Origin of the sequence: Streptomyces sp. CC228A (assembly GCF_021390935.1) — a bacterium.
Lineage (GTDB): Bacteria > Actinomycetota > Actinomycetes > Streptomycetales > Streptomycetaceae > Streptomyces.
Genome location: NZ_JAJPUI010000009.1, coordinates 160,971 through 185,158 on the forward strand (window position 1 = coordinate 160,971; position 24,188 = coordinate 185,158).

The 24,188-nt window shown below is 71.4% G+C and carries 11 protein-coding genes and 3 pseudogenes; 7 read left to right on the plus strand and 7 right to left on the minus strand.

What is annotated here, in order from left to right:
- Window positions 1–509 precede the first annotated feature (509 nt).
- The 6 genes from rpoB to tuf all read left to right on the plus strand — a co-directional run bounded on the left by rpoB (window position 510) and on the right by tuf (window position 13,672).
- Window positions 510–3,995: a DNA-directed RNA polymerase subunit beta gene (rpoB, locus tag L6E17_RS24260; protein WP_236242850.1), complete on the plus strand. Its 3,486-nt coding sequence runs from the start codon at window positions 510–512 to the stop codon at window positions 3,993–3,995.
- Window positions 3,996–4,090: 95 nt separating this feature from the next.
- Window positions 4,091–7,990, plus strand: a complete 3,900-nt coding sequence (locus L6E17_RS24265; protein ID WP_236242851.1) for a DNA-directed RNA polymerase subunit beta' — start codon at window positions 4,091–4,093, stop codon at window positions 7,988–7,990.
- Window positions 7,991–9,309: 1,319 nt separating this feature from the next.
- Window positions 9,310–9,681 carry a 30S ribosomal protein S12 gene (rpsL, locus tag L6E17_RS24270; RefSeq protein WP_003948652.1) on the plus strand — a complete coding sequence of 124 codons (372 nt, stop codon included), beginning with the start codon at window positions 9,310–9,312 and terminating at the stop codon, window positions 9,679–9,681.
- A gap of 2 nt (window positions 9,682–9,683) precedes the next feature.
- Window positions 9,684–10,154 (plus strand): 30S ribosomal protein S7, encoded by a 471-nt coding sequence (rpsG, locus tag L6E17_RS24275; protein ID WP_023587042.1) that lies wholly within the window; start codon window positions 9,684–9,686, stop codon window positions 10,152–10,154.
- A 39-nt stretch (window positions 10,155–10,193) separates the two neighbouring features.
- On the plus strand, window positions 10,194–12,320 hold the full coding sequence (gene fusA / locus L6E17_RS24280; protein ID WP_236242852.1) for an elongation factor G: 2,127 nt from the start codon (window positions 10,194–10,196) through the stop codon (window positions 12,318–12,320).
- A 158-nt stretch (window positions 12,321–12,478) separates the two neighbouring features.
- Window positions 12,479–13,672 (plus strand): elongation factor Tu, encoded by a 1,194-nt coding sequence (gene tuf / locus L6E17_RS24285; RefSeq protein WP_236242853.1) that lies wholly within the window; start codon window positions 12,479–12,481, stop codon window positions 13,670–13,672.
- Between the two features lie 344 nt (window positions 13,673–14,016).
- Here the strand turns inward: tuf and L6E17_RS24290 are convergent.
- A pseudogene (locus tag L6E17_RS24290) lies at window positions 14,017–16,064 on the minus strand (PIG-L family deacetylase).
- A 334-nt stretch (window positions 16,065–16,398) separates the two neighbouring features.
- Between L6E17_RS24290 and L6E17_RS24295 the strand changes: the two are divergent.
- A complete protein-coding gene (locus L6E17_RS24295; protein ID WP_236242854.1) occupies window positions 16,399–16,998 on the plus strand; it encodes a MarR family winged helix-turn-helix transcriptional regulator in 600 nt (199 codons plus the stop codon).
- Window positions 16,999–17,242: 244 nt separating this feature from the next.
- Here the strand turns inward: L6E17_RS24295 and L6E17_RS24305 are convergent.
- The 6 genes and pseudogenes from L6E17_RS24305 to L6E17_RS24325 all read right to left on the minus strand — a co-directional run bounded on the left by L6E17_RS24305 (window position 17,243) and on the right by L6E17_RS24325 (window position 24,097).
- A pseudogene (locus L6E17_RS24305) lies at window positions 17,243–20,220 on the minus strand (RNA repair domain-containing protein).
- A 4-nt stretch (window positions 20,221–20,224) separates the two neighbouring features.
- Complete coding sequence (locus tag L6E17_RS31640) at window positions 20,225–20,671, minus strand: AAA family ATPase (protein WP_374109135.1); 447 nt, start codon at window positions 20,669–20,671, stop codon at window positions 20,225–20,227.
- Window positions 20,672–21,408: 737 nt separating this feature from the next.
- Window positions 21,409–22,173, minus strand: a pseudogene (locus tag L6E17_RS31645) (RNA ligase family protein); the annotation flags it as partial.
- Window positions 22,067–22,951 carry a hypothetical protein gene (locus L6E17_RS24315; protein WP_236242857.1) on the minus strand — a complete coding sequence of 295 codons (885 nt, stop codon included), beginning with the start codon at window positions 22,949–22,951 and terminating at the stop codon, window positions 22,067–22,069. The gene L6E17_RS24315 and the pseudogene L6E17_RS31645, both read right to left, overlap by 107 nt.
- A gap of 10 nt (window positions 22,952–22,961) precedes the next feature.
- Complete coding sequence (locus tag L6E17_RS24320; RefSeq protein WP_374109136.1) at window positions 22,962–23,264, minus strand: hypothetical protein; 303 nt, start codon at window positions 23,262–23,264, stop codon at window positions 22,962–22,964.
- Window positions 23,264–24,097, minus strand: coding sequence for a helix-turn-helix domain-containing protein (locus L6E17_RS24325; RefSeq protein WP_236242858.1), 834 nt, complete (start codon window positions 24,095–24,097; stop codon window positions 23,264–23,266). Before L6E17_RS24325 ends, L6E17_RS24320 begins: the two co-directional genes overlap by 1 nt.
- Between the last annotated feature and the right edge of the window lie 91 nt (window positions 24,098–24,188).

Sequence of the window (24,188 nt, forward strand, 5' to 3'; positions counted from 1 at the left end):
TACTGACGCCCCTCCGCGGGCGTGAGGAAGGGCGATCACCCATTGGGGTGGTCGCCCTTCCGTCGTTGCGTGGCAGCCGGGTTGCACTGGGGCTCCAGGGGAGTATGGTGATCTTCGCCGTGCGCCCCGCTCAGCCAGGGGCCTTGACGAACCGCACGCCGCGCGCAATTCTCAGGACGCGTCGGCACACGATCCAGATCCGAGGCATGGATCGGTGACCGAGCGGGCAGTATCGATGTGCGCTGACGGCGCGAGGTGCGCGAAGTTGAGAACAACGAGGGTCGCGATCTACACGCCCTGGACATCAGTGGGCCAAGTGGCTACACTGACCCTTTGCGCTGCCTGTTAGCTGCTCCCTGCCCGTCACCAGGGGCATCCCCTCGCAAGAGCACAGTTGACCGAGTGCCCTGACCAGGCCCTTTGGCCCCTTCAGGAACATTCGTCGTCTCTGCGCCCGGCTGGGAACCGGTACGCGCGTAGTGAGTCCGAGCCCTCGGAAGGACCCCCTCTTGGCCGCCTCGCGCAACGCCTCGACCGCGAATACGAACACCGGCGCAAGCACTGCTCCGCTGCGCATCTCCTTTGCAAAGATCAAGGAGCCCCTTGAGGTTCCGAACCTTCTCGCCCTGCAGACCGAGAGCTTCGACTGGCTGCTCGGCAACGCGGCGTGGAAGGCTCGTGTCGAGGCGGCTCTTGAGCGGGGAGAGGACGTCCCCACCAAGTCCGGTCTTGAGGAGATCTTCGAGGAGATCTCCCCGATCGAGGACTTCTCCGGGTCGATGTCGCTCACCTTCCGCGACCACCGCTTCGAGCCTCCGAAGAACTCGATCGACGAGTGCAAGGAGCGCGACTTCACCTACGCCGCGCCGCTCTTCGTCACGGCCGAGTTCACGAACAACGAGACCGGCGAGATCAAGTCCCAGACGGTCTTCATGGGCGACTTCCCGCTCATGACGAACAAGGGCACCTTCGTCATCAACGGCACCGAGCGTGTCGTGGTGTCGCAGCTCGTGCGCTCGCCGGGCGTCTACTTCGACTCCTCCATCGACAAGACGTCCGACAAGGACATCTTCTCGGCCAAGATCATCCCGTCCCGGGGTGCCTGGCTGGAGATGGAGATCGACAAGCGCGACATGGTCGGCGTCCGCATCGACCGCAAGCGCAAGCAGTCCGTGACCGTCCTCCTCAAGGCGCTCGGCTGGACCACCGAGCAGATCCTCCAGGAGTTCGGCGAGTACGAGTCCATGCGCGCCACCCTGGAGAAGGACCACACCCAGGGCCAGGACGACGCGCTGCTCGACATCTACCGCAAGCTGCGCCCGGGCGAGCCCCCGACGCGTGAGGCCGCGCAGACGCTGCTGGAGAACCTCTACTTCAACCCCAAGCGCTACGACCTGGCCAAGGTCGGCCGCTACAAGCTGAACAAGAAGCTGGGTGCGGACGAGCCGCTGGACGCGGGCGTCCTGACCGTCGACGACATCATCGCGACGATCAAGTACCTGGTGCAGCTGCACGCCGGTGAGACGGAGACCGTCGGTGCCAACGGCTCGACGATCGTCGTCGAGACCGACGACATCGACCACTTCGGCAACCGCCGCCTGCGCAACGTCGGCGAGCTCATCCAGAACCAGGTCCGCACGGGTCTGGCCCGTATGGAGCGCGTCGTCCGCGAGCGCATGACGACCCAGGACGTCGAGGCGATCACGCCGCAGACCCTGATCAACATCCGGCCGGTCGTCGCCTCCATCAAGGAGTTCTTCGGCACCAGCCAGCTGTCCCAGTTCATGGACCAGAACAACCCGCTGTCCGGACTGACGCACAAGCGCCGTCTGTCCGCGCTCGGCCCGGGTGGTCTGTCCCGTGAGCGGGCCGGCTTCGAGGTCCGCGACGTGCACCCGTCGCACTACGGCCGCATGTGCCCGATCGAGACCCCCGAAGGCCCGAACATCGGCCTGATCGGCTCGCTCGCCTCCTACGGCCGGGTCAACGCGTTCGGCTTCGTCGAGACCCCGTACCGCAAGGTCATCGACGGCCAGGTCACCGACGAGGTCGACTACCTGACCGCCGACGAGGAGGACCGCTTCGTCATCGCGCAGGCCAACGCGCCGCTGACCGAGGACCTCCGGTTCGCCGAGCCCCGCGTCCTGGTCCGCCGCCGCGGCGGCGAGGTCGACTACCTCAGTCCCGAGGACGTCGATTACATGGACGTCTCGCCGCGCCAGATGGTGTCGGTCGCGACCGCCATGATCCCCTTCCTGGAGCACGACGACGCCAACCGCGCCCTCATGGGCGCGAACATGATGCGCCAGGCCGTGCCGCTCATCCAGGCCGAGTCCCCGCTCGTCGGCACCGGCATGGAGTACCGCTCCGCCGTCGACGCCGGCGACGTGGTCAAGGCCGAGAAGGACGGTGTGGTCCAGGAGCTCTCCGCCGACTACATCACCGTCGCCAACGACGACGGCACGTACATCACCTACCGCCTGGCCAAGTTCGCCCGCTCCAACCAGGGCACCTCGGTCAACCAGAAGGTCATCGTCGCCGAGGGCGACCGGGTCGTCGAGGGCCAGGTCCTCGCCGACGGCCCGGCCACCGAAGACGGCGAGATGGCGCTCGGCAAGAACCTGCTCGTGGCCTTCATGCCGTGGGAGGGCTACAACTACGAGGACGCGATCATCCTGTCGCAGCGCCTCGTGCAGGACGACGTCCTCTCCTCGATCCACATCGAGGAGCACGAGGTCGACGCCCGCGACACCAAGCTCGGCCCCGAGGAGATCACCCGGGACATCCCGAACGTCTCCGAGGAGGTCCTCGCCGACCTCGACGAGCGCGGCATCATCCGCATCGGCGCCGAGGTCGTCGCCGGCGACATCCTCGTCGGCAAGGTCACCCCGAAGGGCGAGACCGAGCTGACCCCCGAGGAGCGCCTGCTCCGCGCGATCTTCGGCGAGAAGGCCCGCGAGGTCCGCGACACCTCCCTGAAGGTGCCGCACGGCGAGACCGGCAAGGTCATCGGCGTGCGCGTCTTCGACCGCGAGGAGGGCGACGAGCTGCCGCCCGGCGTGAACCAGCTGGTCCGCGTCTACGTGGCGCAGAAGCGCAAGATCACCGACGGTGACAAGCTCGCCGGCCGCCACGGCAACAAGGGTGTCATCTCCAAGATCCTGCCGATCGAGGACATGCCGTTCCTGGAGGACGGCACCCCGGTCGACATCATCCTCAACCCCCTGGGTGTGCCGTCCCGAATGAACCCGGGACAGGTCCTGGAGATCCACCTCGGCTGGCTCGCCAGCCAGGGCTGGGACGTCTCCGGCCTCCAGGAGCAGTGGGCCGAGCGGCTCCAGTCCATCGGCGCCGACCGCGTCGAGCCGGGCACCAACGTCGCGACCCCGGTCTTCGACGGCGCCCGCGAGGACGAGCTGGCCGGTCTGCTGGAGCACACCATCCCGAACCGCGACGGCGACCGCATGATGCTGCCGTCCGGCAAGGCGCGCCTGTTCGACGGCCGCTCCGGCGAGCCGTTCCCGGACCCGATCTCGGTCGGGTACATGTACATCCTCAAGCTGCACCACCTGGTCGACGACAAGCTGCACGCCCGCTCGACCGGTCCGTACTCGATGATCACCCAGCAGCCGCTGGGTGGTAAGGCTCAGTTCGGTGGCCAGCGCTTCGGTGAGATGGAGGTGTGGGCGCTGGAGGCTTACGGCGCCGCATACGCCCTCCAGGAGCTGCTGACCATCAAGTCCGACGATGTCACCGGCCGCGTGAAGGTCTACGAGGCCATCGTCAAGGGCGAGAACATTCCGGAGCCCGGCATCCCGGAGTCCTTCAAGGTGCTCATCAAGGAGATGCAGTCCCTGTGCCTCAACGTGGAGGTGCTGTCCTCGGACGGCATGTCCATCGAGATGCGCGACACCGACGAGGACGTCTTCCGCGCTGCGGAGGAGCTCGGCATCGACCTGTCCCGGCGCGAGCCGAGCAGCGTCGAAGAGGTCTGACGGGTCGGCCGGCCGGACCCCCGCGGTCCGGCCGGCCACCCAGCGACCCGTACAGACCATGGATTGACACGAACCCTGAGAGGGATTGACGCATAGTGCTCGACGTCAACTTCTTCGACGAGCTGCGGATCGGCCTGGCCACCGCGGACGACATCCGCCAGTGGTCCCACGGCGAGGTCAAGAAGCCGGAGACCATCAACTACCGCACCCTGAAGCCCGAGAAGGACGGCCTCTTCTGCGAGAAGATCTTCGGCCCCACCCGGGACTGGGAGTGCTACTGCGGCAAGTACAAGCGTGTCCGCTTCAAGGGCATCATCTGCGAGCGGTGTGGCGTCGAAGTCACCCGCGCCAAGGTGCGCCGTGAGCGGATGGGCCACATCGAACTGGCCGCCCCCGTCACCCACATCTGGTACTTCAAGGGCGTCCCGTCCCGGCTGGGCTACCTGCTGGACCTCGCCCCGAAGGACCTGGAGAAGGTCATCTACTTCGCGGCGTACATGATCACGTACGTCGACGAGGAGCGCCGCCAGCGCGACCTGCCCTCGCTGGAGGCCCACGTCTCCGTCGAGCGCCAGCAGATCGAGCAGCGCCGCGACGCCGACCTCGAGGCCCGCGCCAAGAAGCTGGAGAGCGACCTGGCCGAGCTGGAGGCCGAGGGCGCCAAGGCCGACGTGCGCCGCAAGGTCCGCGAGGGCGCCGAGCGCGAGATGAAGCAGCTCCGCGACCGCGCCCAGCGCGAGATCGACCGCCTCGACGAGGTGTGGAGCCGCTTCAAGAACCTCAAGGTCCAGGACCTGGAGGGCGACGAGCTGCTCTACCGCGAGCTGCGCGACCGCTTCGGCACCTACTTCGACGGCTCGATGGGCGCCGCCGCGCTGCAGAAGCGCCTGGAGTCCTTCGACCTGGAGGAGGAGGCGGAGAAGCTCCGCGAGATCATCCGCACGGGCAAGGGCCAGAAGAAGACCCGCGCCCTCAAGCGGCTCAAGGTCGTCTCCGCGTTCCTGCAGACCTCCAACAGCCCCAAGGGCATGGTCCTGGACTGCGTCCCGGTCATCCCGCCGGACCTGCGTCCGATGGTGCAGCTGGACGGCGGCCGCTTCGCGACCTCCGACCTGAACGACCTGTACCGCCGCGTCATCAACCGGAACAACCGCCTGAAGCGGCTTCTCGACCTCGGCGCGCCCGAGATCATCGTGAACAACGAGAAGCGCATGCTCCAGGAGGCCGTCGACGCGCTGTTCGACAACGGCCGCCGCGGCCGCCCGGTCACCGGACCCGGCAACCGCCCCCTGAAGTCCCTCAGCGACATGCTGAAGGGCAAGCAGGGCCGCTTCCGTCAGAACCTGCTCGGCAAGCGCGTCGACTACTCGGCCCGTTCCGTCATCGTCGTCGGCCCGCAGCTCAAGCTGCACCAGTGCGGTCTGCCGAAGTACATGGCGCTGGAGCTGTTCAAGCCGTTCGTGATGAAGCGCCTGGTCGACCTGAACCACGCGCAGAACATCAAGTCGGCCAAGCGCATGGTCGAGCGCGGCCGCACCGTCGTGTACGACGTCCTCGAAGAGGTCATCGCCGAGCACCCGGTGCTGCTGAACCGTGCGCCCACCCTGCACCGCCTCGGCATCCAGGCCTTCGAGCCGCAGCTGGTCGAGGGCAAGGCCATCCAGATCCACCCGCTCGTCTGCACCGCGTTCAACGCGGACTTCGACGGTGACCAGATGGCCGTCCACCTGCCGCTCTCCGCGGAGGCGCAGGCCGAGGCCCGTATCCTGATGCTGTCCTCGAACAACATCCTCAAGCCCGCCGACGGCCGCCCGGTCACCATGCCGACCCAGGACATGGTGCTCGGCCTGTTCTTCCTCACCACCGACGAGGAGGGCCGGGAGGTCAAGGGCGCGGGCCGCTCCTTCGCCTCCACCGCCGAGGCGATCATGGCCTTCGACGCCCGCGAGCTGTCGCTCCAGGCGAAGGTCGAGATCCGCTTCCCGATCGGCTCCATCCCGCCCCGCGGCTGGACTCCGCCGGTGGCGGAGGAGGGCGAGCCCGAGTGGCAGGCCGGTGACAGCTTCCGGCTGGAGACGACCCTCGGCCGGGCGCTCTTCAACGAGCTGCTGCCCGAGGACTACCCGTTCATCGACTACCAGGTGGGCAAGAAGCAGCTCTCCGAGATCGTCAACGACCTCGCCGAGCGCTACCCGAAGACGATCGTCGCGGCGACGCTCGACAACCTGAAGGCGGCCGGCTACCACTGGGCCACCCGCTCCGGTGTCACCGTCGCCATCTCCGACGTCGTCGTGCCCGAGGCGAAGAAGACCATCGTCGCCGGCTACGAGGCGCTGGACGAGAAGGTCCAGAAGCAGTACGAGCGCGGTCTGATCACCAAGGACGAGCGCACCCAGGAGCTCATCGCGATCTGGACCAAGGCGACCAACGAGGTCGCCGAGGCGATGAACGACAACTTCCCGAAGACGAACCCGATCTTCATGATGGTCGACTCGGGTGCGCGCGGAAACATGATGCAGATGCGCCAGATCGCCGGTATGCGCGGTCTGGTGTCGAACGCCAAGAACGAGACCATCCCGCGTCCGATCAAGTCCTCGTTCCGTGAGGGCCTGTCCGTGCTGGAGTACTTCATCTCCACACACGGTGCCCGTAAGGGTCTGGCGGACACCGCTCTGCGTACCGCCGACTCGGGTTACCTCACCCGTCGTCTCGTCGACGTCTCCCAGGACGTCATCATCCGCGAGGAGGACTGCGGCACCGACCGCGGTCTGCGCCTGGCGATCGCCGAGCGCGGCGCCGACGGCGTCCTGCGGAAGACGGAGAACGTCGAGACCAGCGTGTACGCGCGCTGCCTCGCCGAGGACGTCGTCGTCGACGGCAAGGTGCTGGCCCCGGCCGGTGTCGACCTCGGTGACGTGCTCATCGAGCAGCTCGTCGGCGCCGGTGTGGCCGAGGTCAAGACCCGCTCGGTCCTGACCTGCGAGTCCGCCGTCGGCACCTGCGCCATGTGCTACGGCCGCTCGCTGGCCACCGGCAAGCTCGTCGACATCGGTGAGGCGGTCGGCATCATCGCCGCCCAGTCCATCGGTGAGCCCGGCACCCAGCTCACGATGCGTACCTTCCACACCGGTGGTGTGGCCGGTGACGACATCACCCAGGGTCTGCCGCGTGTCGTCGAGCTCTTCGAGGCCCGTGCCCCCAAGGGCATGGCCCCGATCGCCGAGGCGTCCGGCCGCGTCCGGATCGAGGAGACCGAGAAGACCAAGAAGATCGTCATCACGCCGGACGACGGCAGCGAGGAGACGGCCTACCCGATCTCTAAGCGCGCCCGTCTCCTGGTCGGCGAGGGCGACCACGTCCAGGTGGGCCAGAAGCTCACCGTGGGTACCGAGAACCCGCACGACGTGCTGCGCATCCTCGGCCAGCGGGCCGTGCAGGTCCACCTGGTCGGCGAGGTGCAGAAGGTCTACAACTCGCAGGGCGTGTCGATCCACGACAAGCACATCGAGATCATCATCCGGCAGATGCTGCGCCGCGTGACGATCATCGAGTCCGGCGACGCCGAGCTGCTGCCCGGCGAGCTGGTGGAGCGCTCGAAGTTCGAGACCGAGAACCGTCGCGTGGTCCAGGAAGGCGGCCACCCGGCCTCCGGCCGTCCGCAGCTGATGGGTATCACCAAGGCGTCGCTGGCGACGGAGTCGTGGCTGTCCGCGGCCTCCTTCCAGGAGACGACCAGGGTCCTGACGGACGCGGCGATCAACGCCAAGTCCGACTCCCTGATCGGCCTCAAGGAGAACGTCATCATCGGTAAGCTCATCCCGGCCGGTACGGGCCTGTCCCGCTACCGCAACATCCGGGTCGAGCCGACCGAGGAGGCCAAGGCCGCGATGTACTCGGCCGTCGGTTACGACGACATCGACTACTCGCCGTTCGGCACGGGCTCCGGCCAGGCCGTTCCGCTGGAGGACTACGACTACGGTCCGTACAACCAGTAAGGCGTACGTCTGACGAAGGGCGGTCACCCCGTGCGGGGTGGCCGCCCTTCGGCGTGCCCGGGGCGCGCCGCCGCGGCCCGCCGCGGCCCGCTGGGGGTCCGGTCGGCGCGGTGCGCGCGCGGCCGTGTGCGGGGTGGTCGCTCAGCCCTGGCGGCCTGCGGGGGCGCGGGGCTGGGGGCGCGGGTCTGCGGGGCCGCGGCCTGTGGAGTGGCGGGGCTGGGGGCGCGGGTCTGCGGGGCGGCGGCCTGTGGAGTGGCAGGGCTGGGGGCGCTGGGTTGCGGGCCGGAGGCTGCGGGGCGGCGGGCCGCAGGACTGCGGGTCCGGCACTTGGCGTTCTGCGGGTCCGTGGGCGGCCGCCAGGGCGCTGGTGCGCGGGTTCACGGGGGCGGCGGTGCGCCGGCGCACCGGGGCGGCGGCACGCGGCCTCAGGGGCGGTGCCTCCCCCAAGGGTGCCGACCGCACGCGCCCTGCACGGTGCCTGCGCCTGCGGGTCGCCGTGTTCGACGCCGGCGTCCTTTTCCGGCCGGCCCGTGCCAGGGTGCTCGCTCCGCTCTGGCGGGTTCGTGGGTGGTGGGGAGCCGGGGCTGCTTCTGTACGGCGGGCGCGTCCGGCGCTCGGCGCGCTCCCGCTCAAGGCGCTGCCCGGCTGGGAGGGTGCGGCACCCGGCGGGGGAGAGAGGAGGGCGGCGGGCGAGGTCGTGGTCGCGCGGTACCGCAGCGCGCGGCGGCGGCCGGTCGGGTGCCTGCCTCGCCGGCCGGCCCCGGCCGAGGCTGCGGGTGGCGGCAGGGGGACGCGGTGCGGGGCGCGTACGCCGCAGCCGGGACGCCCGGCCGCGCGTCCGGCGGGGCGGTGGCGCGGGTGCCTGGGCGTCCTGCGGCGCGGCGATGCGTGGGGGTCAGGGCGATCCTGCGGTCTGCGGCGGCGTTCCTGCGCGCTGTGGTCGCACCCTCGGGCGGGATCTGCCGGCGCCGCGGCGGAGCGCGGGGGCACGGGGAAGTCGTCGCCGCCGCCGCGCCGGGCGGCCGGCGGGGGCCGGACCGCCTCCCGCACCTGTTCGAGGGGTTGCGCGGCCGGTTCGGGGCCGTGGCATTTGTTTTGACCGGAGTCCATGCGATAGGTACGCTCAGACCTTGTGCCTGGGGTGTGCCTGGGCTCCTGTGCGTGTCCTCAACCGCACGGGCAGCCAGCAAGGGCCACCGCAATCTGTGCTCGTTCCCGCCTCGCGGCGGGGGCCCGCCTGATTCGACACACCCGACCGCGTGGGTCGGAGAAGTTCCAGGTTAGCTTTACTTATACGGCACACAGAAACCGGAGAAGTAGTGCCTACGATCCAGCAGCTGGTCCGCAAGGGCCGGCAGGACAAGGTCGAGAAGAACAAGACGCCCGCCCTCGAGGGTTCCCCTCAGCGCCGCGGCGTCTGCACGCGTGTGTTCACGACCACCCCGAAGAAGCCGAACTCGGCCCTGCGTAAGGTCGCGCGTGTGCGTCTGACCAGCGGGATCGAGGTCACCGCTTACATTCCGGGTGAGGGACACAACCTGCAGGAGCACTCCATCGTGCTCGTGCGTGGTGGCCGTGTGAAGGACCTGCCGGGTGTTCGCTACAAGATCATCCGCGGCTCGCTCGACACCCAGGGTGTCAAGAACCGCAAGCAGGCCCGCAGCCGCTACGGCGCCAAGAAGGAGAAGTAAGAATGCCTCGTAAGGGCCCCGCCCCGAAGCGCCCGGTCATCATCGACCCGGTTTACGGTTCTCCTCTGGTGACCTCGCTGATCAACAAGATCCTCCTGAACGGCAAGCGCTCCACCGCCGAGCGCATCGTGTACGGCGCCATGGAGGGCCTGCGCGAGAAGACCGGTCAGGACCCGGTCATCACGCTGAAGCGCGCCCTCGAGAACGTCAAGCCCGCTCTTGAGGTCAAGTCCCGCCGTGTCGGTGGCGCCACCTACCAGGTGCCGATCGAGGTCAAGCCCGGCCGTGCCTCCACCCTGGCGCTGCGCTGGCTGGTCGGCTACTCCCGCGCCCGTCGCGAGAAGACCATGACCGAGCGCCTGATGAACGAGCTGCTCGACGCCTCCAACGGCCTCGGCGCCTCGGTCAAGAAGCGCGAGGACACGCACAAGATGGCCGAGTCCAACAAGGCCTTCGCGCACTACCGCTGGTAGTCGCAACCCCCATCGAGACCGAGAGAAGACTGAAGCCTTATGGCTACCACTTCGCTTGACCTGGCCAGGGTGCGCAACATCGGCATCATGGCCCACATCGACGCGGGCAAGACGACCACCACCGAGCGCATCCTCTTCTACACCGGTGTTTCCTACAAGATCGGTGAAGTCCACGACGGCGCTGCCACGATGGACTGGATGGAGCAGGAGCAGGAGCGCGGCATCACGATCACGTCCGCCGCGACGACCTGCCACTGGCCGCTCGAGGACGTCGACCACACCATCAACATCATCGACACGCCGGGCCACGTCGACTTCACCGTCGAGGTGGAGCGTTCCCTGCGCGTGCTCGACGGTGCCGTCACCGTGTTCGACGGTGTCGCCGGTGTGGAGCCGCAGTCCGAGACCGTCTGGCGTCAGGCGGACCGCTACGGCGTCCCGCGCATCTGCTTCGTCAACAAGCTCGACCGTACGGGCGCCGAGTTCCACCGCTGCGTGGACATGATCTCGGACCGCCTGGGCGCGCAGCCGATCGTCATGCAGCTGCCGATCGGTGCCGAGGCGGACTTCAAGGGCGTCATCGACCTGGTCCGCATGAAGGCGCTGGTCTGGTCCGCCGAGGCCGCCAAGGGCGAGATGTACGACATCGTCGACATCCCGGACACCCACGCCGAGGCCGCCGAGGAGTACCGCAACAAGCTCGTCGAGGCTGTCGCGGAGAACGACGAAGAGATCATGGAGCTGTACCTGGAAGGCCAGGAGCCCTCCGAGGAGCAGCTGTACGCCGCGATCCGTCGTATCACCATCGCCTCCGGCAAGGGCACCGGCACCACGGTGACCCCGGTGTTCTGCGGCACCGCGTTCAAGAACAAGGGCGTCCAGCCCCTGCTCGACGCGGTCGTGCGCTACCTGCCGTCGCCGGTCGACATCGAGGCCATCGAGGGCCACGACGTCAAGGACCCGGAGGAGGTCGTCAAGCGCAAGCCGGCCGACTCCGAGCCGCTCGCCGCCCTGGCCTTCAAGATCATGAGCGACCCGCACCTCGGCAAGCTCACGTTCGTCCGCGTGTACTCCGGCCGCCTGGAGTCCGGCACCTCGGTGCTGAACTCCGTCAAGGGCAAGAAGGAGCGCATCGGCAAGATCTACCGCATGCACGCCAACAAGCGTGAGGAGATCGAGTCGGTGGGCGCCGGCGACATCGTCGCCGTCATGGGTCTGAAGCAGACCACGACCGGTGAGACGCTGTGCGACGAGAAGTCCCCGGTGATCCTGGAGTCCATGGACTTCCCGGCGCCGGTCATCGAGGTCGCGATCGAGCCCAAGTCCAAGGGTGACCAGGAGAAGCTGGGTGTCGCCATCCAGCGTCTCGCGGAGGAGGACCCCTCCTTCCAGGTGCACACCAACGAGGAGACCGGCCAGACCGTCATCGGCGGTATGGGCGAGCTTCACCTCGAGGTGCTCGTCGACCGCATGAAGCGCGAGTTCAAGGTCGAGGCCAACGTCGGCAAGCCGCAGGTCGCGTACCGTGAGACCATCCGCAAGACGGTCGAGCGCGTGGACTACACCCACAAGAAGCAGACCGGTGGTACCGGTCAGTTCGCCAAGGTGCAGATCGCGATCGAGCCGATCGAGGGCGGCGACGCCTCGTACGAGTTCGTCAACAAGGTCACCGGTGGCCGCATCCCGAAGGAATACATTCCTTCCGTGGACGCCGGCTGCCAGGAGGCCATGCAGTTCGGCATCCTCGCGGGCTACGAGATGACGGGCGTGCGCGTCACCCTGCTCGACGGTGGCTACCACGAGGTCGACTCCTCCGAGCTCGCCTTCAAGATCGCCGGTTCGCAGGCCTTCAAGGAGGCCGCGCGCAAGGCATCCCCCGTGCTCCTTGAGCCGATGATGGCCGTCGAGGTCACCACGCCCGAGGACTACATGGGTGAAGTCATCGGTGACATCAACTCCCGCCGTGGCCAGATCCAGGCCATGGAGGAGCGTGCCGGCGCCCGTGTCGTCAAGGGCCTGGTGCCGCTGTCGGAGATGTTCGGCTACGTCGGCGACCTCCGCAGCAAGACCTCGGGTCGCGCAAGCTACTCGATGCAGTTCGACTCCTACGCCGAGGTTCCGCGGAACGTCGCCGAGGAGATCATCGCGAAGGCCAAGGGCGAGTAACTCCACCGAGTTCACGCTTTAGGCTTGTCACCGGATACACCGGGGCGTTCGCCGCGATTCTCGCGAAGAGCGGCGCGCGCCCCGGGGCCGGCATCCCAGCAAAGATCACCTGGCGCCGATGAGTAAGGCGTACAGAACCACTCCACAGGAGGACCCCAGTGGCGAAGGCGAAGTTCGAGCGGACTAAGCCGCACGTCAACATCGGCACCATCGGTCACATCGACCACGGTAAGACGACCCTCACGGCCGCCATTACCAAGGTGCTGCACGACAAGTACCCGGACCTGAACGAGGCTTCGGCCTTCGACCAGATCGACAAGGCTCCTGAGGAGCGTCAGCGCGGTATCACCATCTCGATCGCGCACGTCGAGTACCAGACCGAGTCGCGTCACTACGCGCACGTCGACTGCCCGGGTCACGCGGACTACATCAAGAACATGATCACCGGTGCCGCGCAGATGGACGGCGCCATCCTCGTGGTCGCCGCCACCGACGGCCCGATGCCGCAGACCAAGGAGCACGTGCTCCTGGCCCGCCAGGTCGGCGTTCCGTACATCGTCGTCGCCCTGAACAAGGCCGACATGGTGGACGACGAGGAGATCCTGGAGCTCGTCGAGCTCGAGGTGCGTGAGCTCCTCTCCGAGTACGAGTTCCCGGGCGACGACGTCCCGGTCGTCAAGGTCTCCGCTCTGAAGGCGCTCGAGGGCGACCCGGAGTGGGCCGAGTCGGTCGTCAACCTGATGAACGCCGTCGACGAGGCCATCCCGCAGCCGGAGCGCGACGTCGACAAGCCGTTCCTCATGCCGATCGAGGACGTCTTCACGATCACCGGTCGCGGTACGGTCGTCACCGGCCGTATCGAGCGTGGTGTCCTGAAGGTCAACGAGACCGTCGACATCATCGGCATCAAGACCGAGAAGACCACCACCACGGTCACCGGTATCGAGATGTTCCGCAAGCTGCTCGACGAGGGCCAGGCCGGTGAGAACGTCGGTCTGCTGCTCCGCGGCATCAAGCGCGAGGACGTCGAGCGCGGCCAGGTCATCATCAAGCCGGGCTCGGTCACCCCGCACACCGAGTTCGAGGCGCAGGCCTACATCCTGTCCAAGGACGAGGGTGGCCGTCACACGCCGTTCTTCAACAACTACCGCCCGCAGTTCTACTTCCGTACCACGGACGTGACCGGCGTCGTGACCCTCCCCGAGGGCACCGAGATGGTCATGCCGGGCGACAACACCACCATGTCGGTCTCGCTGATCCAGCCGGTCGCCATGGAGGAGGGCCTCAAGTTCGCCATCCGTGAGGGTGGCCGGACCGTCGGCGCCGGCCAGGTCACCAAGATCGTCAAGTGAGTCCCCGGACTCTCTGACGGCCTGAACGGCTGACCTGGTAGCTCCCAGGAGCACCTGGAGCATCAGCGAGGGCCCCGCACCTTTCGGTGCGGGGCCCTTTGCCGTGCGCGGAGCCCCGCCCACGCGGTGCGGGGATCGCGGAAGGGCGGGCGTGTCCACGCGGCGCGTCGCCGCCCCACGGGCCGGGGGCGTGGGGGGCGCAGGGGCGCGGGCCGCCGTACAGGGCCGTCCCTCTGCGGGCGGAGCCCCCGTACACGTGCGTACGGGGGCTCGGTACTCCCCATGGGAAAGAACCCGAGGGGAGGGGGCGGCGGTGTCGCCGGGGGTGGCCGCGTCGGCGTTGGTCAGGCCGCGTCGCTGTGGGAGGCCCACGACCACGGGTAGCCGTCCGCCCCGATGCCCACCGCGAGCGCGCCCTGCGGGCCGAGGTGCAGCGAGGCCGCCCCCACCGGGACCACCCCGTGCGCCCGGGTGGCCCGGCGCCCTCCTACGTACAGCTGCATCCGGCCGCGCAGGTCGCGGCCGAGCAGCACCGGGCCCTGCGGCGTGCCGGCCGCGTCGGTCCGGCCGTACCCGTGGAACACGGGGCCGGAGGAGGACCGGGCAGCGGTCCCCTGGATCCGTACCGCGGTCAGTTCCTTGCTGGTGGGGCGCCGGTAGTACAGCTCCAGCGTCCCGTCGGGTGCCGTCGCCGCGGCCACCGGGCCGTCCGGCGCGGGCAGCCCGGGGACGGGCCGCCACGCGACCGGCTGCCCGTGGGCGCTCTGCGCCCAGTGGTGCACGGTGCGGCGCCCCGCCGCGAACAGGTGCACCAGGCCGCGGCCGTCGACGACGGCGGTCAGCCCGTCCTGGATGTCGCCGCCGCCCAGGTCGCGCCACGGGCCCCAGGTGCCGTCCGTCTCCCGCACACGGCTGCTGACGGCCTTGTCGGCGTTCCGCACGAACAGGTGGACCCGACCGTCCGGGGCGGTGACCGCCACCGGCACCCCGATGCGCCGGCCCCGGTCGTCGGTGCGCTCCGGGTTGCCGAGCCCGCTCCACGCGAGGAACGGGCCGCCGGGGAGCGCTGTTCCAGCACCACGATCTCCCGGTCGTTCGCGGCCCGGTGCCCGGCGAGCGCCGAAAACCGCAGGCCGAACAGCAGCCGGCGGCCGTCCGGCAGCGTCGCCGCACCGAGGCCCGGCGCGAGGGGGCCGCCGCCCAGGTCGTCCGGCCGCTCCCACTGGCCGCTGCCGGCCTCCGTCTCCCGCCAGCGGACCGCGCGCAGCCCCAGCACCCCGTACACGACGAGCCGCCCGTCCGGGTCGCTGGTCACGACGGGGCCCGCCCCGGCGTAGCGGTGGTGGGTGGCGCGGACCCAGCCCTTCTTGTTGGTGAGCGGCCGCCTGCCGCCCACCATGTAGTCGCCGCAGCCGCTCGGGTTGCCGCACTGCCAGTCCGGGTCGCCGCCGTACGGGACGAGGTTGGCGGCCTTCCGCTTGAGGACCGACTCGGGGAGGTTCTTGGGCCAGTGGCGGTTGTAGTACCCGCGGAAGGACGTGGCGACGAAGCCGGGTATCGCGCCGCCGTCCCTGCTGGCCTCGGCGGCCCAGCGGACCAGGGCCGCCCAGCTGAACGACGCGGCGGCGGTGTGGTCGGCGTGGTCGGAGTAGCCGGGCTGCTCGGAGTCCTTCTTGCGGGTCTCCTCGTCGCTGTGCTGGAGGTCCGGATCGGGGTCCAGCGTGTGCACCACGGTGGGCTGGTAGCGCTCCATCAGCCCCACCAGCACGTCGATCAGCCCGTCGTGGTCGTACTCGGACGACCGGCGCACCGGCGAGTCGGACGCGACGACGGTACGGACCGTCGCCGCCCGCTCGCCCCACAGCGAGGGCAGCGCGTAGTACTGGCGCGGCTCGTGCATCGCCAGGTTCAGGAAGACCAGCTCCACGCGGCGGTTGCCGTGGGTCAGCGTGTCGACCTCGGCCTGCCGGTCGCCGCGCAGCGTCATCACGCCCTTCTGCCACGGCGTGAACATGTCGAGGCCCAGCATGGCGGCGTACGCCTGGCGCAGGCCCTGGTGGCGGGCGGACGAGTAGCCCGGCCGGTCCTCGGGCGGGGCCGTGCGCGCCCCGGGGACGCGGTTGAGGCCGTTGTGCTCGCCCGCGGTCACGTAGACGCAGACCAGCGGCACCCCGGAGTCCACCATCTGCTGGCAGTCGGGGTTCATGAAGTACAGGTCGTCGTCCGGGTGCGCCATGATCTGCATGAGCTGCGCCCGGCGCGAGCTCATGATGGGCATGCCCGGGGCCGGGTCCGCGGTCGGGCCGGTACGCCGCGGGGCGGGCACGGTGCAGCCGCCGAGACCGGCGGCGGCCGCGGTGACACCGGCCGCGGCGGCGGTCGCGGACGCCAGGAAGCGGCGCCGACCGGGACGGAAGGTACGGAAGGCGTCGAAGGCGCGGAAGGTCCGGAAGCGGGCGGGCCGGTTCGGAGCGGCCTGGGTGCTCCGCTCGCCCCGGACGAGGGCAGGGCGGAGCTCGGTTCCCCTTGAGTCGTACACGTGGTCCCCGTGGCGAGAGTGTGGAGCTGGCTGTGCGGCAGAACACCCCTGGTCACAGCCGTGCTCCGCGACCAGCAAGACCGACTTTCGATACGGGGGGTTGTGTGCGAAGGGGTGTGACATCCGAATCGTTACCGGGGTCGTGTGCCTTGACCTCAAGCCGAGTCGAGGTCCTAGCGTCGGCGGCATGACGAAGACGATCACGGACATGACCGGGACCACGGCCACGACCGCGGCCACCGCCGGCGCTCCGCAGGCGGCGGTCTCCCCGGCGACCGCCGACCCGCAGGCGACGGACGCCGAACTCGCCACCCAGCCCATCGGCTACTGGGCGGGCATGACCGGCCGGGTGGTGGTCGGCCTGCTGCGCGACGAGATGGCCCGGCTCGACGTGACCCAGCCCATGTGGTGGGCGCTGAACCGGATCCTCGCCGCGGGCGAGCAGGGCACGACCCGGGAGGCGGTGGCGGCTCAGCTCTCGGAGGTCGCCGACGACCCGTACACGGTGCCGCGCGTCATCGACCAGCTGCTCCACCGCGGATGGGCCACCGCGGGCGCGGACGGCTCGCTGCGCCTCACCGACGCGGGACGGGAGGGCCACGCCGGCGTCAAGCGCATGGTCACCGACCTGCGCGCCCGGGTGCACGAGGGCGTCTCGGACGAGGAGTACGTGGCGGCGCTGAAGGTGCTGCGCAGGATGATGGCCAACGCGCGGGCGGTCGCGGCGGCGTCCTCACCGGTGCCGTCCGCCGCGGCCCTGCGCCCGGAACCGTCCGCCGCCTCCTGAGGCCTCGCTGTCTCCTGAGGCCCCCGCTGTCTCCTCAGGCCCACCCGCCTCCGCTGAGCCCGGTTTCCGCTGAGGGCCCGTCTCCACGTGAGCCCTGGTTCTCCTGAGGTCCGGGGCCTCCGCTTGAGCCCCGTTCTCCGCTGAGGCCCCCCGCCACCCCCTGACGCCCGCTTCCGCTGACGCCCGCTTCCGCTGAGCCCCCCGGGGCTCCGCCTCCTCCCCGGGGCGTGCCGGGGCGCCGCCCTCAGCCGAGTGTCGGCACCGCTCCTCCGTCCGCCCAGGTCAGGGAGGTGTCCGGCAGGCCGCGCAGCCAGCCGTCGCCGAGACGCGTGAGGGTGGTGCGGTCGGGTGGCGCGGCACCGAGGCCGATGGCGTACCGGACGGCTCCGGCCCGGGCCGCGGCCGTGTCGGCGCCGGTGGTGATCGGCCGGGGCCAGGCGTGCGCGTCCATGGCCCCCGCCTCCTCCAGCGCGGTGAGCAGGGCACGCATACGTCCCCGGGCGCGCCCCTCCGCCGCACCGGCGGGCACGGTCAGCACGGCCCACGCCGCGTGGCGGCGGTGCAGCGGCGGCGCGTCGAGGAGCCGCTCGGGGCGGGACTCCTCCAGCAGCTCCCACGCCCGGTACAGCTCCTGCACCAGCAGGTCCCGCATCCCTGCGCCGACCTGGGCGGTGCAGGAGCGGACGGGCGCGGTCGGCGTCAGGACGGTGACGGGGGCGGGGGAGGGCGCCGGGCCGTCACCGGTCAGACCGACCGGCCGCCGCCAGTCCCATGCCGCCCAGGTCCCGAAGAAGGCGCTCAGCAGCGGCGCGGGCCGCAGGACGGCGGTGTCCTTCACGTCCCGTACGGTACGGGCCGCCAGCACCGTCCACGCCAGGCCCGGCAGCCCGCCGAACGGCGCCGCGTCCAGCCCCGGGCCCGCGCCCACCGCTTGACCTGCCGGGCCAGCGCCGTGAACGCCGCCTGCCGGTCGCCCACGTGGGCCACGATCGCGTCCGCGTCGCTCACCGCGCTCAGCGCGACCGCCGCCGCGTCGCCCAGCTCGGCGCGCCGGGCCACCGCCTCCCGGGGCGGCAGGGCGCCCGTCGCCACGACGGCGAGGTCCACGCCGAGGCCGCCGGTCCGGAACCGCAGCCCGGGGACGCGTGCCCCGACGACCTCGCGCAGCTCGGCGGCGTCCGGCAGCCCTGCGGCGATCCGGTCCCGCATCGGGGGCAGGTCGGCCTCCCCGGGGACGACTGCCACCAGGTCGAGATCCGCTCCGGGCAGCGCGCACCCCATGCGGCGCGAACCGACCACGTGCAGCACGCCTCCGTACGGGGCGGCGACGCGGGCCGCGGTGCGGACCGCCTCCTCCGCCTGCTGCTCGGGCCCCGCCACGCGTTCCGGCCCCGGCCCCTCCTGCCCCTCCTGCCCCTTCGCGGGCAGGGGCCCCGCCGGGTGTGCCGACCCGGCAGGGTGCGCCGGCCCCGCCGCCGGCCCCGGTCCCGCTGCCTGCGCCGGCCCCGCCGCGTCCCCCGGCAGGCGCGGGCCCCGGTCCGTCGGCTGGTCGGGTGCGTCCAGCCACCGCACCTCGCCCGTGCCCAGGGCCACCGTCGCCCGGACCCGCATCGGCTCGTCGCCGCGCCGCGACAGCAGCGCGACCTCGCCCACGCGGGCCTCCAGCGGCCCGCCCAGCCGGGCCTCGCACTCCGCGGTGACGGCCAGTGGCTCCGCCGTGCGGCCCAGGCTCAGGTGCGGGGTGAATGCGTGCCGGTGGCCTCGGCAGCGCGGGAACCGCTGCTCCAGCGCCCGGCGCAGCTCCGCCCACGGCCCCGAGCCGCCGGCCGCCGGGTCCAGCCACACCGTCGCGTACTCGCGGTGCCCGAAGCTGTGCACCCCGTCCAGCAGCGCGTCGAACGGCGCCACACCGCGCACGGCCGCGGCCACCAGTTCGGCCGCGCGCGCGAACCGCGCCTCGGGGACGAACCCGTACAGCAGGTTCACGTGCGGCGGCCAGCGGCGGATCTGCGGGTCGTGGTCCCGGCGGATGGCCTGCACCGGCGGCCACAGTTCGTCCGGCGGCAGCCACGCCAGGGCCGTCCGCACGGACGGCTCGGCGTCCAGCACGCCCGCGGGCCCGGCCCCGTCGAGGCCCAGGTCCACCGCCACTCCGTAGTGGTCGGAGGCGTACAGGCCGCCCGGCTCCGCGGGCCGGTCGCCCACCAGGACGGCGGCGTCCACGCGGGCCCCGTCCGCGCGCAGCAGCACCCGGTCGAGGCGCGCGGCGCGGCCGGTCAGCGAGGCGACCGCGGCGAGCGGGTTGGCGGCCGGGTCGAACGTCGGGGTCCCGTCGTCCGGCCCGTGCGCCTCGGTCCACGCGTCGCGCATGCCGAGCGCGGTCTGCGGGAGGTCGCCGCCGTCGTTGAAGTCGCCGACCAGCACCACGTCGGCCTCGACGCCCGCCAGTCCCTCGGCGAGCCGGGCCAGTTCGGCGTCCCGACGCGCTGCGCCGTCCTGCGAGTGGTCGCTGCTCAGGTGGGTGACCGCCACCACGAGCGGGCCCGTCGCGGTGTCGACGGCCACGGCCGCCACCGCCTTGTGCGGGCCCAGCGCGTGCACGCCCGCCTCCCGCACGGGCAGGCGGCTGAGCAGCAGCAGACCCGTGTCCGCCACGTCCTGCGCGGCCGGGTCGGTGGCGACGGCGTACTGCCCGCGCACCCAGTCGGCCTCCAGCAGCAGCCGCAGCAGCTCCGGCTCGACCTCCTGGAGCGCGATGACGTCGGCGTCCGCGTCCCGCAGGGCCTCCAGCAGGACGGGCCGCCGCCGGGCGGTGTCGATGCGGTCGCTGTCGTACCGGTCCCACAGCGTGTTCCACGTCAGCACGCGCAGCGCACCCGCGGCGGGCGCCTCAGGCCCGGCAGCCGCGGGCTGCCAGCGCCCGTCCCACGCGTACGTCGGGCGGGCCGTGAAGAACGGCGCCCGCAGCAGCCGGGCCTCCTGCACCCGGCCCGCGTCGGTGTCGTCGATCCGGTCGACGCCCGCCCGGCGGTCCCAGACCACCTCGCCGTCCGCCTCGATGAACAGCACCCGGTGCCACGGGATCTCCCCGCCCGGCACGAACGCGGGCAGCGGCACGCGCTTGGGCTCCGCCCCGCGCTGCATGACGCCGACCACGAACCGCGCCGGGTCGAAACGGCCGTCCCACCGCACTCGGTGGTAGATCTCCTCACTCGTACGCACGGCTCTACGCCTCCTCTTCCACGGTCCCACCGGCCCCGATGTACCAGGTGCGGTGCGCCTCGCCCGGGTACGGCGGCACGAACCTGCGCAGCTGGCCCGCCGGCACGCCGGGCGGCACGGGGTGCTGCCGGGCGGCGTTGCGCCGCGTGAGCTCCTGCGCGTCGACGAGCAGCACGGCGTGCGTGACCAGCGCGTCGCGGCGGCGGGCGACGGCGTGGACCAGGGAGCGCTGGTGCCGGTTCAGCGACGTGGCGTCCCACACAACGGTGCCGTTCCCGGCGGCCAGCGCGGTGTCGAGCCGGGCCAGCCCCGCCCGCAGCACGTCGGCGTTGCCGCGCTGGTCGGCCCGGCCGCCGCGCTCCTCCCGCAGTTCGTCGAGGGACACGTACGCGCTGACGCCGGGCAGCTCCCGGGCGAACGCGCTCTTCCCGCTCCCGGACGGCCCCACCATGTGGACCAGCCGCGGAAACGCCCCGTCCCGCCACCGCCAGGTCGCGGCGACGGCTTCCTCCTCGGTCGTGATGCGCCCGTCCGCGTACGCGAGGCGGGCCTCGCCCCGGCAGCGTGCGGCGGCTTCGGGCGCCAGGTCGGCGAAGACCCGCCCGAACGACGGGGGCCGCTCCCGAGCAGCCGCGCGTCCTCGGCCAGCAGCGCCGACCAGTCGACCTGCTCGCGCGCCGCGGCGTCCGGGGCCGCGGCCCAGGCGACGGCGTGCAGGACGTCCAGGTCCACGGCGTACGCCATCCGGACGAGCCCGGCCCGGCGCTCCTCGTCCGGGTACGGCCGGTGCAGTCCGGCGTGCAGCCCGACGAGGTCCGCGACCCGGCGGGCGAGGGGCAGCCCCAGCGCGGGCGCGAGCCGGCCCGCCAGCGTGCCGCGCGGCTCCCGGTGCAGGAGCCCGGCCAGCACCCCGGCCAGCCGCGCGTCACCGAGCCGCGCCCCGGCCGCCGCGCCCACCTCCGCTGCGGCCGCCGCGTCCCCGTCCTCCAGGCCGACGGCGGCGAGCAGCGCCCCGGCGTCGGGCGCGCCCCCGGAGCGTACGTCCCAGAGCGCGGCGCGGGGCCCGAGCCGGTTGGGGGTCACCGCGGTGTGCATCCAGTGCGTACCGGTCTGCACGTGCCCCGGCCGCACCCATTTGGCCACGTGCCGCCCGAAGTCGCCGGCCATGAAGCCGTCGGCGGTCCGTACGACGTACCCCTCCTGCCGCGCGGTGTCCACCGTCAGCCGCCGCAGCGCCCGCTCGTCGAAGACGCCGCGCCACAGCACGCGCGGCGTGGGGATCCCCAGCTTCCGCAGGAAGTCCACGGTGAAGTCCCACCCGGGGCACCAGTGGAGCTCGTCCCACACGGAGAAGCCGTAGAAGTAGCCGTCCAGGTCCTCGTACGGGAGGGAATGCCGGGCGTACAGGTTCTCGCCGCACACCCGCCACCCCTCGGGGATGTGCGGCCCGATCCGCCCGTGGAGCGCCTTCACCCAGGCCCGCGAGGGGTGGTGCGCGGAATCCAGCGAGCGGGCGTGCAGGCCGTCCGCGTACAGGGTGGTGTTCTCGCCGTCGAGCTTCTCGGTGACCACGACCTCCCGCCCGGTGAACCCGGCGAGGTCCGCGACCCGCACGTCGTCCCGGGTCGCGCCCGGGGACCACGGCAGGTGCGGGGTGCGCGGGTAGTGCGTACGCATGACGGAAGGCCCCCCGGGACGGCATGTGGTGCCCGGCCACTGTAGGGAGCGGGGGAGTGCGGTTCGACCGATTAACGGTCCGGTGCGGGCCGCCGCTCCCGCCGTGCGGCCGTCGCGGCGCCGGGCCCACCCACGGGCTGCGGGTCCGGCCCGGCGCCGGTGGCGGCGGTTAGGCGTCGCCGAAGATCTCTTCCGCGGTGGTGGCGGTGAGGGCCCGCACGAGCCAGTTGTGCAGCTCGTCGGGGTCTTCACAACTCGTGATGCGCTCGCGCACATGGGCGGACACTTCGAGCCCCCGCTGCTCCAGGACGGTCAGCACGTCCCTGGCGCCGCGCTGCACTTCGCCCTGCTCGCGGCCCTGCTCTCGGATCTCTTCGGACAGAGGCGACTTGTAGAAGGAAAGGTCCACGGCCACCAGTTTGCTCCAGATGTGAGAGGCCGGGCGGTTGCCCAGGCCCTGTGCGGTGAATTCGACGACGGGGTTGACGAGGTCTTCGGGCATGCCCCGCAGTGCGGTGGACAACGCCTTCAGTATCACGGCGACCTCCGGATGGGCCGCGTGGGTGATGGCCGACAGAGTGGCGAGGACGAGATCCTCACGCGCCTCTGCCGGATCGGTGATCACGGGCATGTTGTGGGGGCCTACGACGAGCGGGTACAAGCTGAACGTCGTCCACGCGTCGTGACCGAAGTGGAAGGGCTCCGCCGCCCACTCGGCCGTGGCCCGGTCCTGGCAGATGACCAGCAGCAACGGCGGCAGCCCGTACTTCTCGTGCAGGTACGAGCAGTAGTAGGCCCAGCTTCCGGGCTTCGCGAGATCCTTCCTGCCCTGCGCTTCGACGGCGACCAGGAACGCGCCGGCCGACTCCGTCTCAAAGCGCAGCAGAGTGTCGACGCGGCGTTCGACGGGCTTGGTCTCGGTGAGGTCGGTCGGCATGACCGTGATGGATGTGGGTTGAGGGAAGTCGATGCCGAGCACTTTGGAGACCCGGGAGAAGAGCTCCGGGAACTCCTGGAAGATGCGGTGCATCGCCTCGTGCGGTGAGCTGACCACAAGGCTCCTTTCAGATGAGTGAGGCGTCGGTTCGGGGCGCAGTGCGGCAGGCTCCGCACCGGCCTGGTGCGGGGGCGCGGAACGCGTGGTCGCAGAGGTCGCAGTTCTGCAGCGGGTCCGTGCGGATCGGCTTGGTGCTGGGCGGCGGCAGGGCGTCGGTGAGCCGGTGGGCCAGGAAGGCGGCCGGGCGGCGCAGGGGCTCCGGCGGCAGGTGGGCGGTGAGGGCGTGGCGTACGCCCTCGGGGCTCGTGTCGCGTTCCAGCCACGCGGCGACCCCGGGGGCGAGCTGCTCGATGTCGCGGGCCGACAGCATCAGCCGCGGTTCCTCGCGGCGCAGCCCGGCCAGCAGGTCGGCCGCGGTCTGGAGGAGTACCGCCGCGGGGAAGGCGGGCTGCGGTACGCGCAGGGGCGCGGGCTGCCGCCGGGGCGGCCGCGCGGGCGCGGAGGCGCACGGGCACGCGGCCGGGGGCTCGGCGGGCCTCCCTGCGGGCGGGACGGGCTCTGTCGTGGGGTGCGCGGTCTGCGGGGCGGGGGTTTCCCCGCGGGCGGTACGGGCCCCGGCGCGGGCGGCCCGGTGGGCTCTGCGGGTTCTTCGGTGGGCTTCGCCGCAGGCTCGGCGGTGGGCTCTGCGCTGGGGGCGGCGCCTGCTGCGGGCGGCTCCGCGCTGTGCGGGGCGGGCTCGGTGGTGGGCGCTGTGCTGGGCACGGGGTCTGCTGCGGGCGGCTCGGCGGCTGGCCCGGCCTCCGCCGCGGGCTCCGGGTCCTGGTCGCCCGCGCCCGGCTGGTTGCAGGAGTACGTGCGGGTCCTGAGGCGGCCGTCCGGCCCGCGCTCCCGTACCCGGCGGAAGTAGCCGTGCGCCTCCAGCTCGCGCAGGGCGGCGGCGATGCGGGCGGCGCTCTCGGGGAACCGGGCCGTGAGCGTCCTGATGTCCACGGAGGTGCCGGTGGGCAGCGACTGGATGTGGACAGCGAGCCCGATGGCCAGCAGCGACAGCTCGCGGTGCTGGGCCAGGTGGTTGCCGATCACGGTGAAGCGGCTGGTGTGCCGGGTGTTGACGTGGACGACCCCGGACGAGTGGTGTCGGGCCGGCTTCCTGGTAACGGGGCGCGAGGTCCGTAAGGGCGCGCTAGGGTACTGCGTATCCATCGGGAAGGTCCTTGCTTCCTGGGTGGCCAGGCCCTCGCCCCGGGGTGCTAGCCCGGGCGGGGGCCGACGTATGTCTGCGGTATATGCAGGG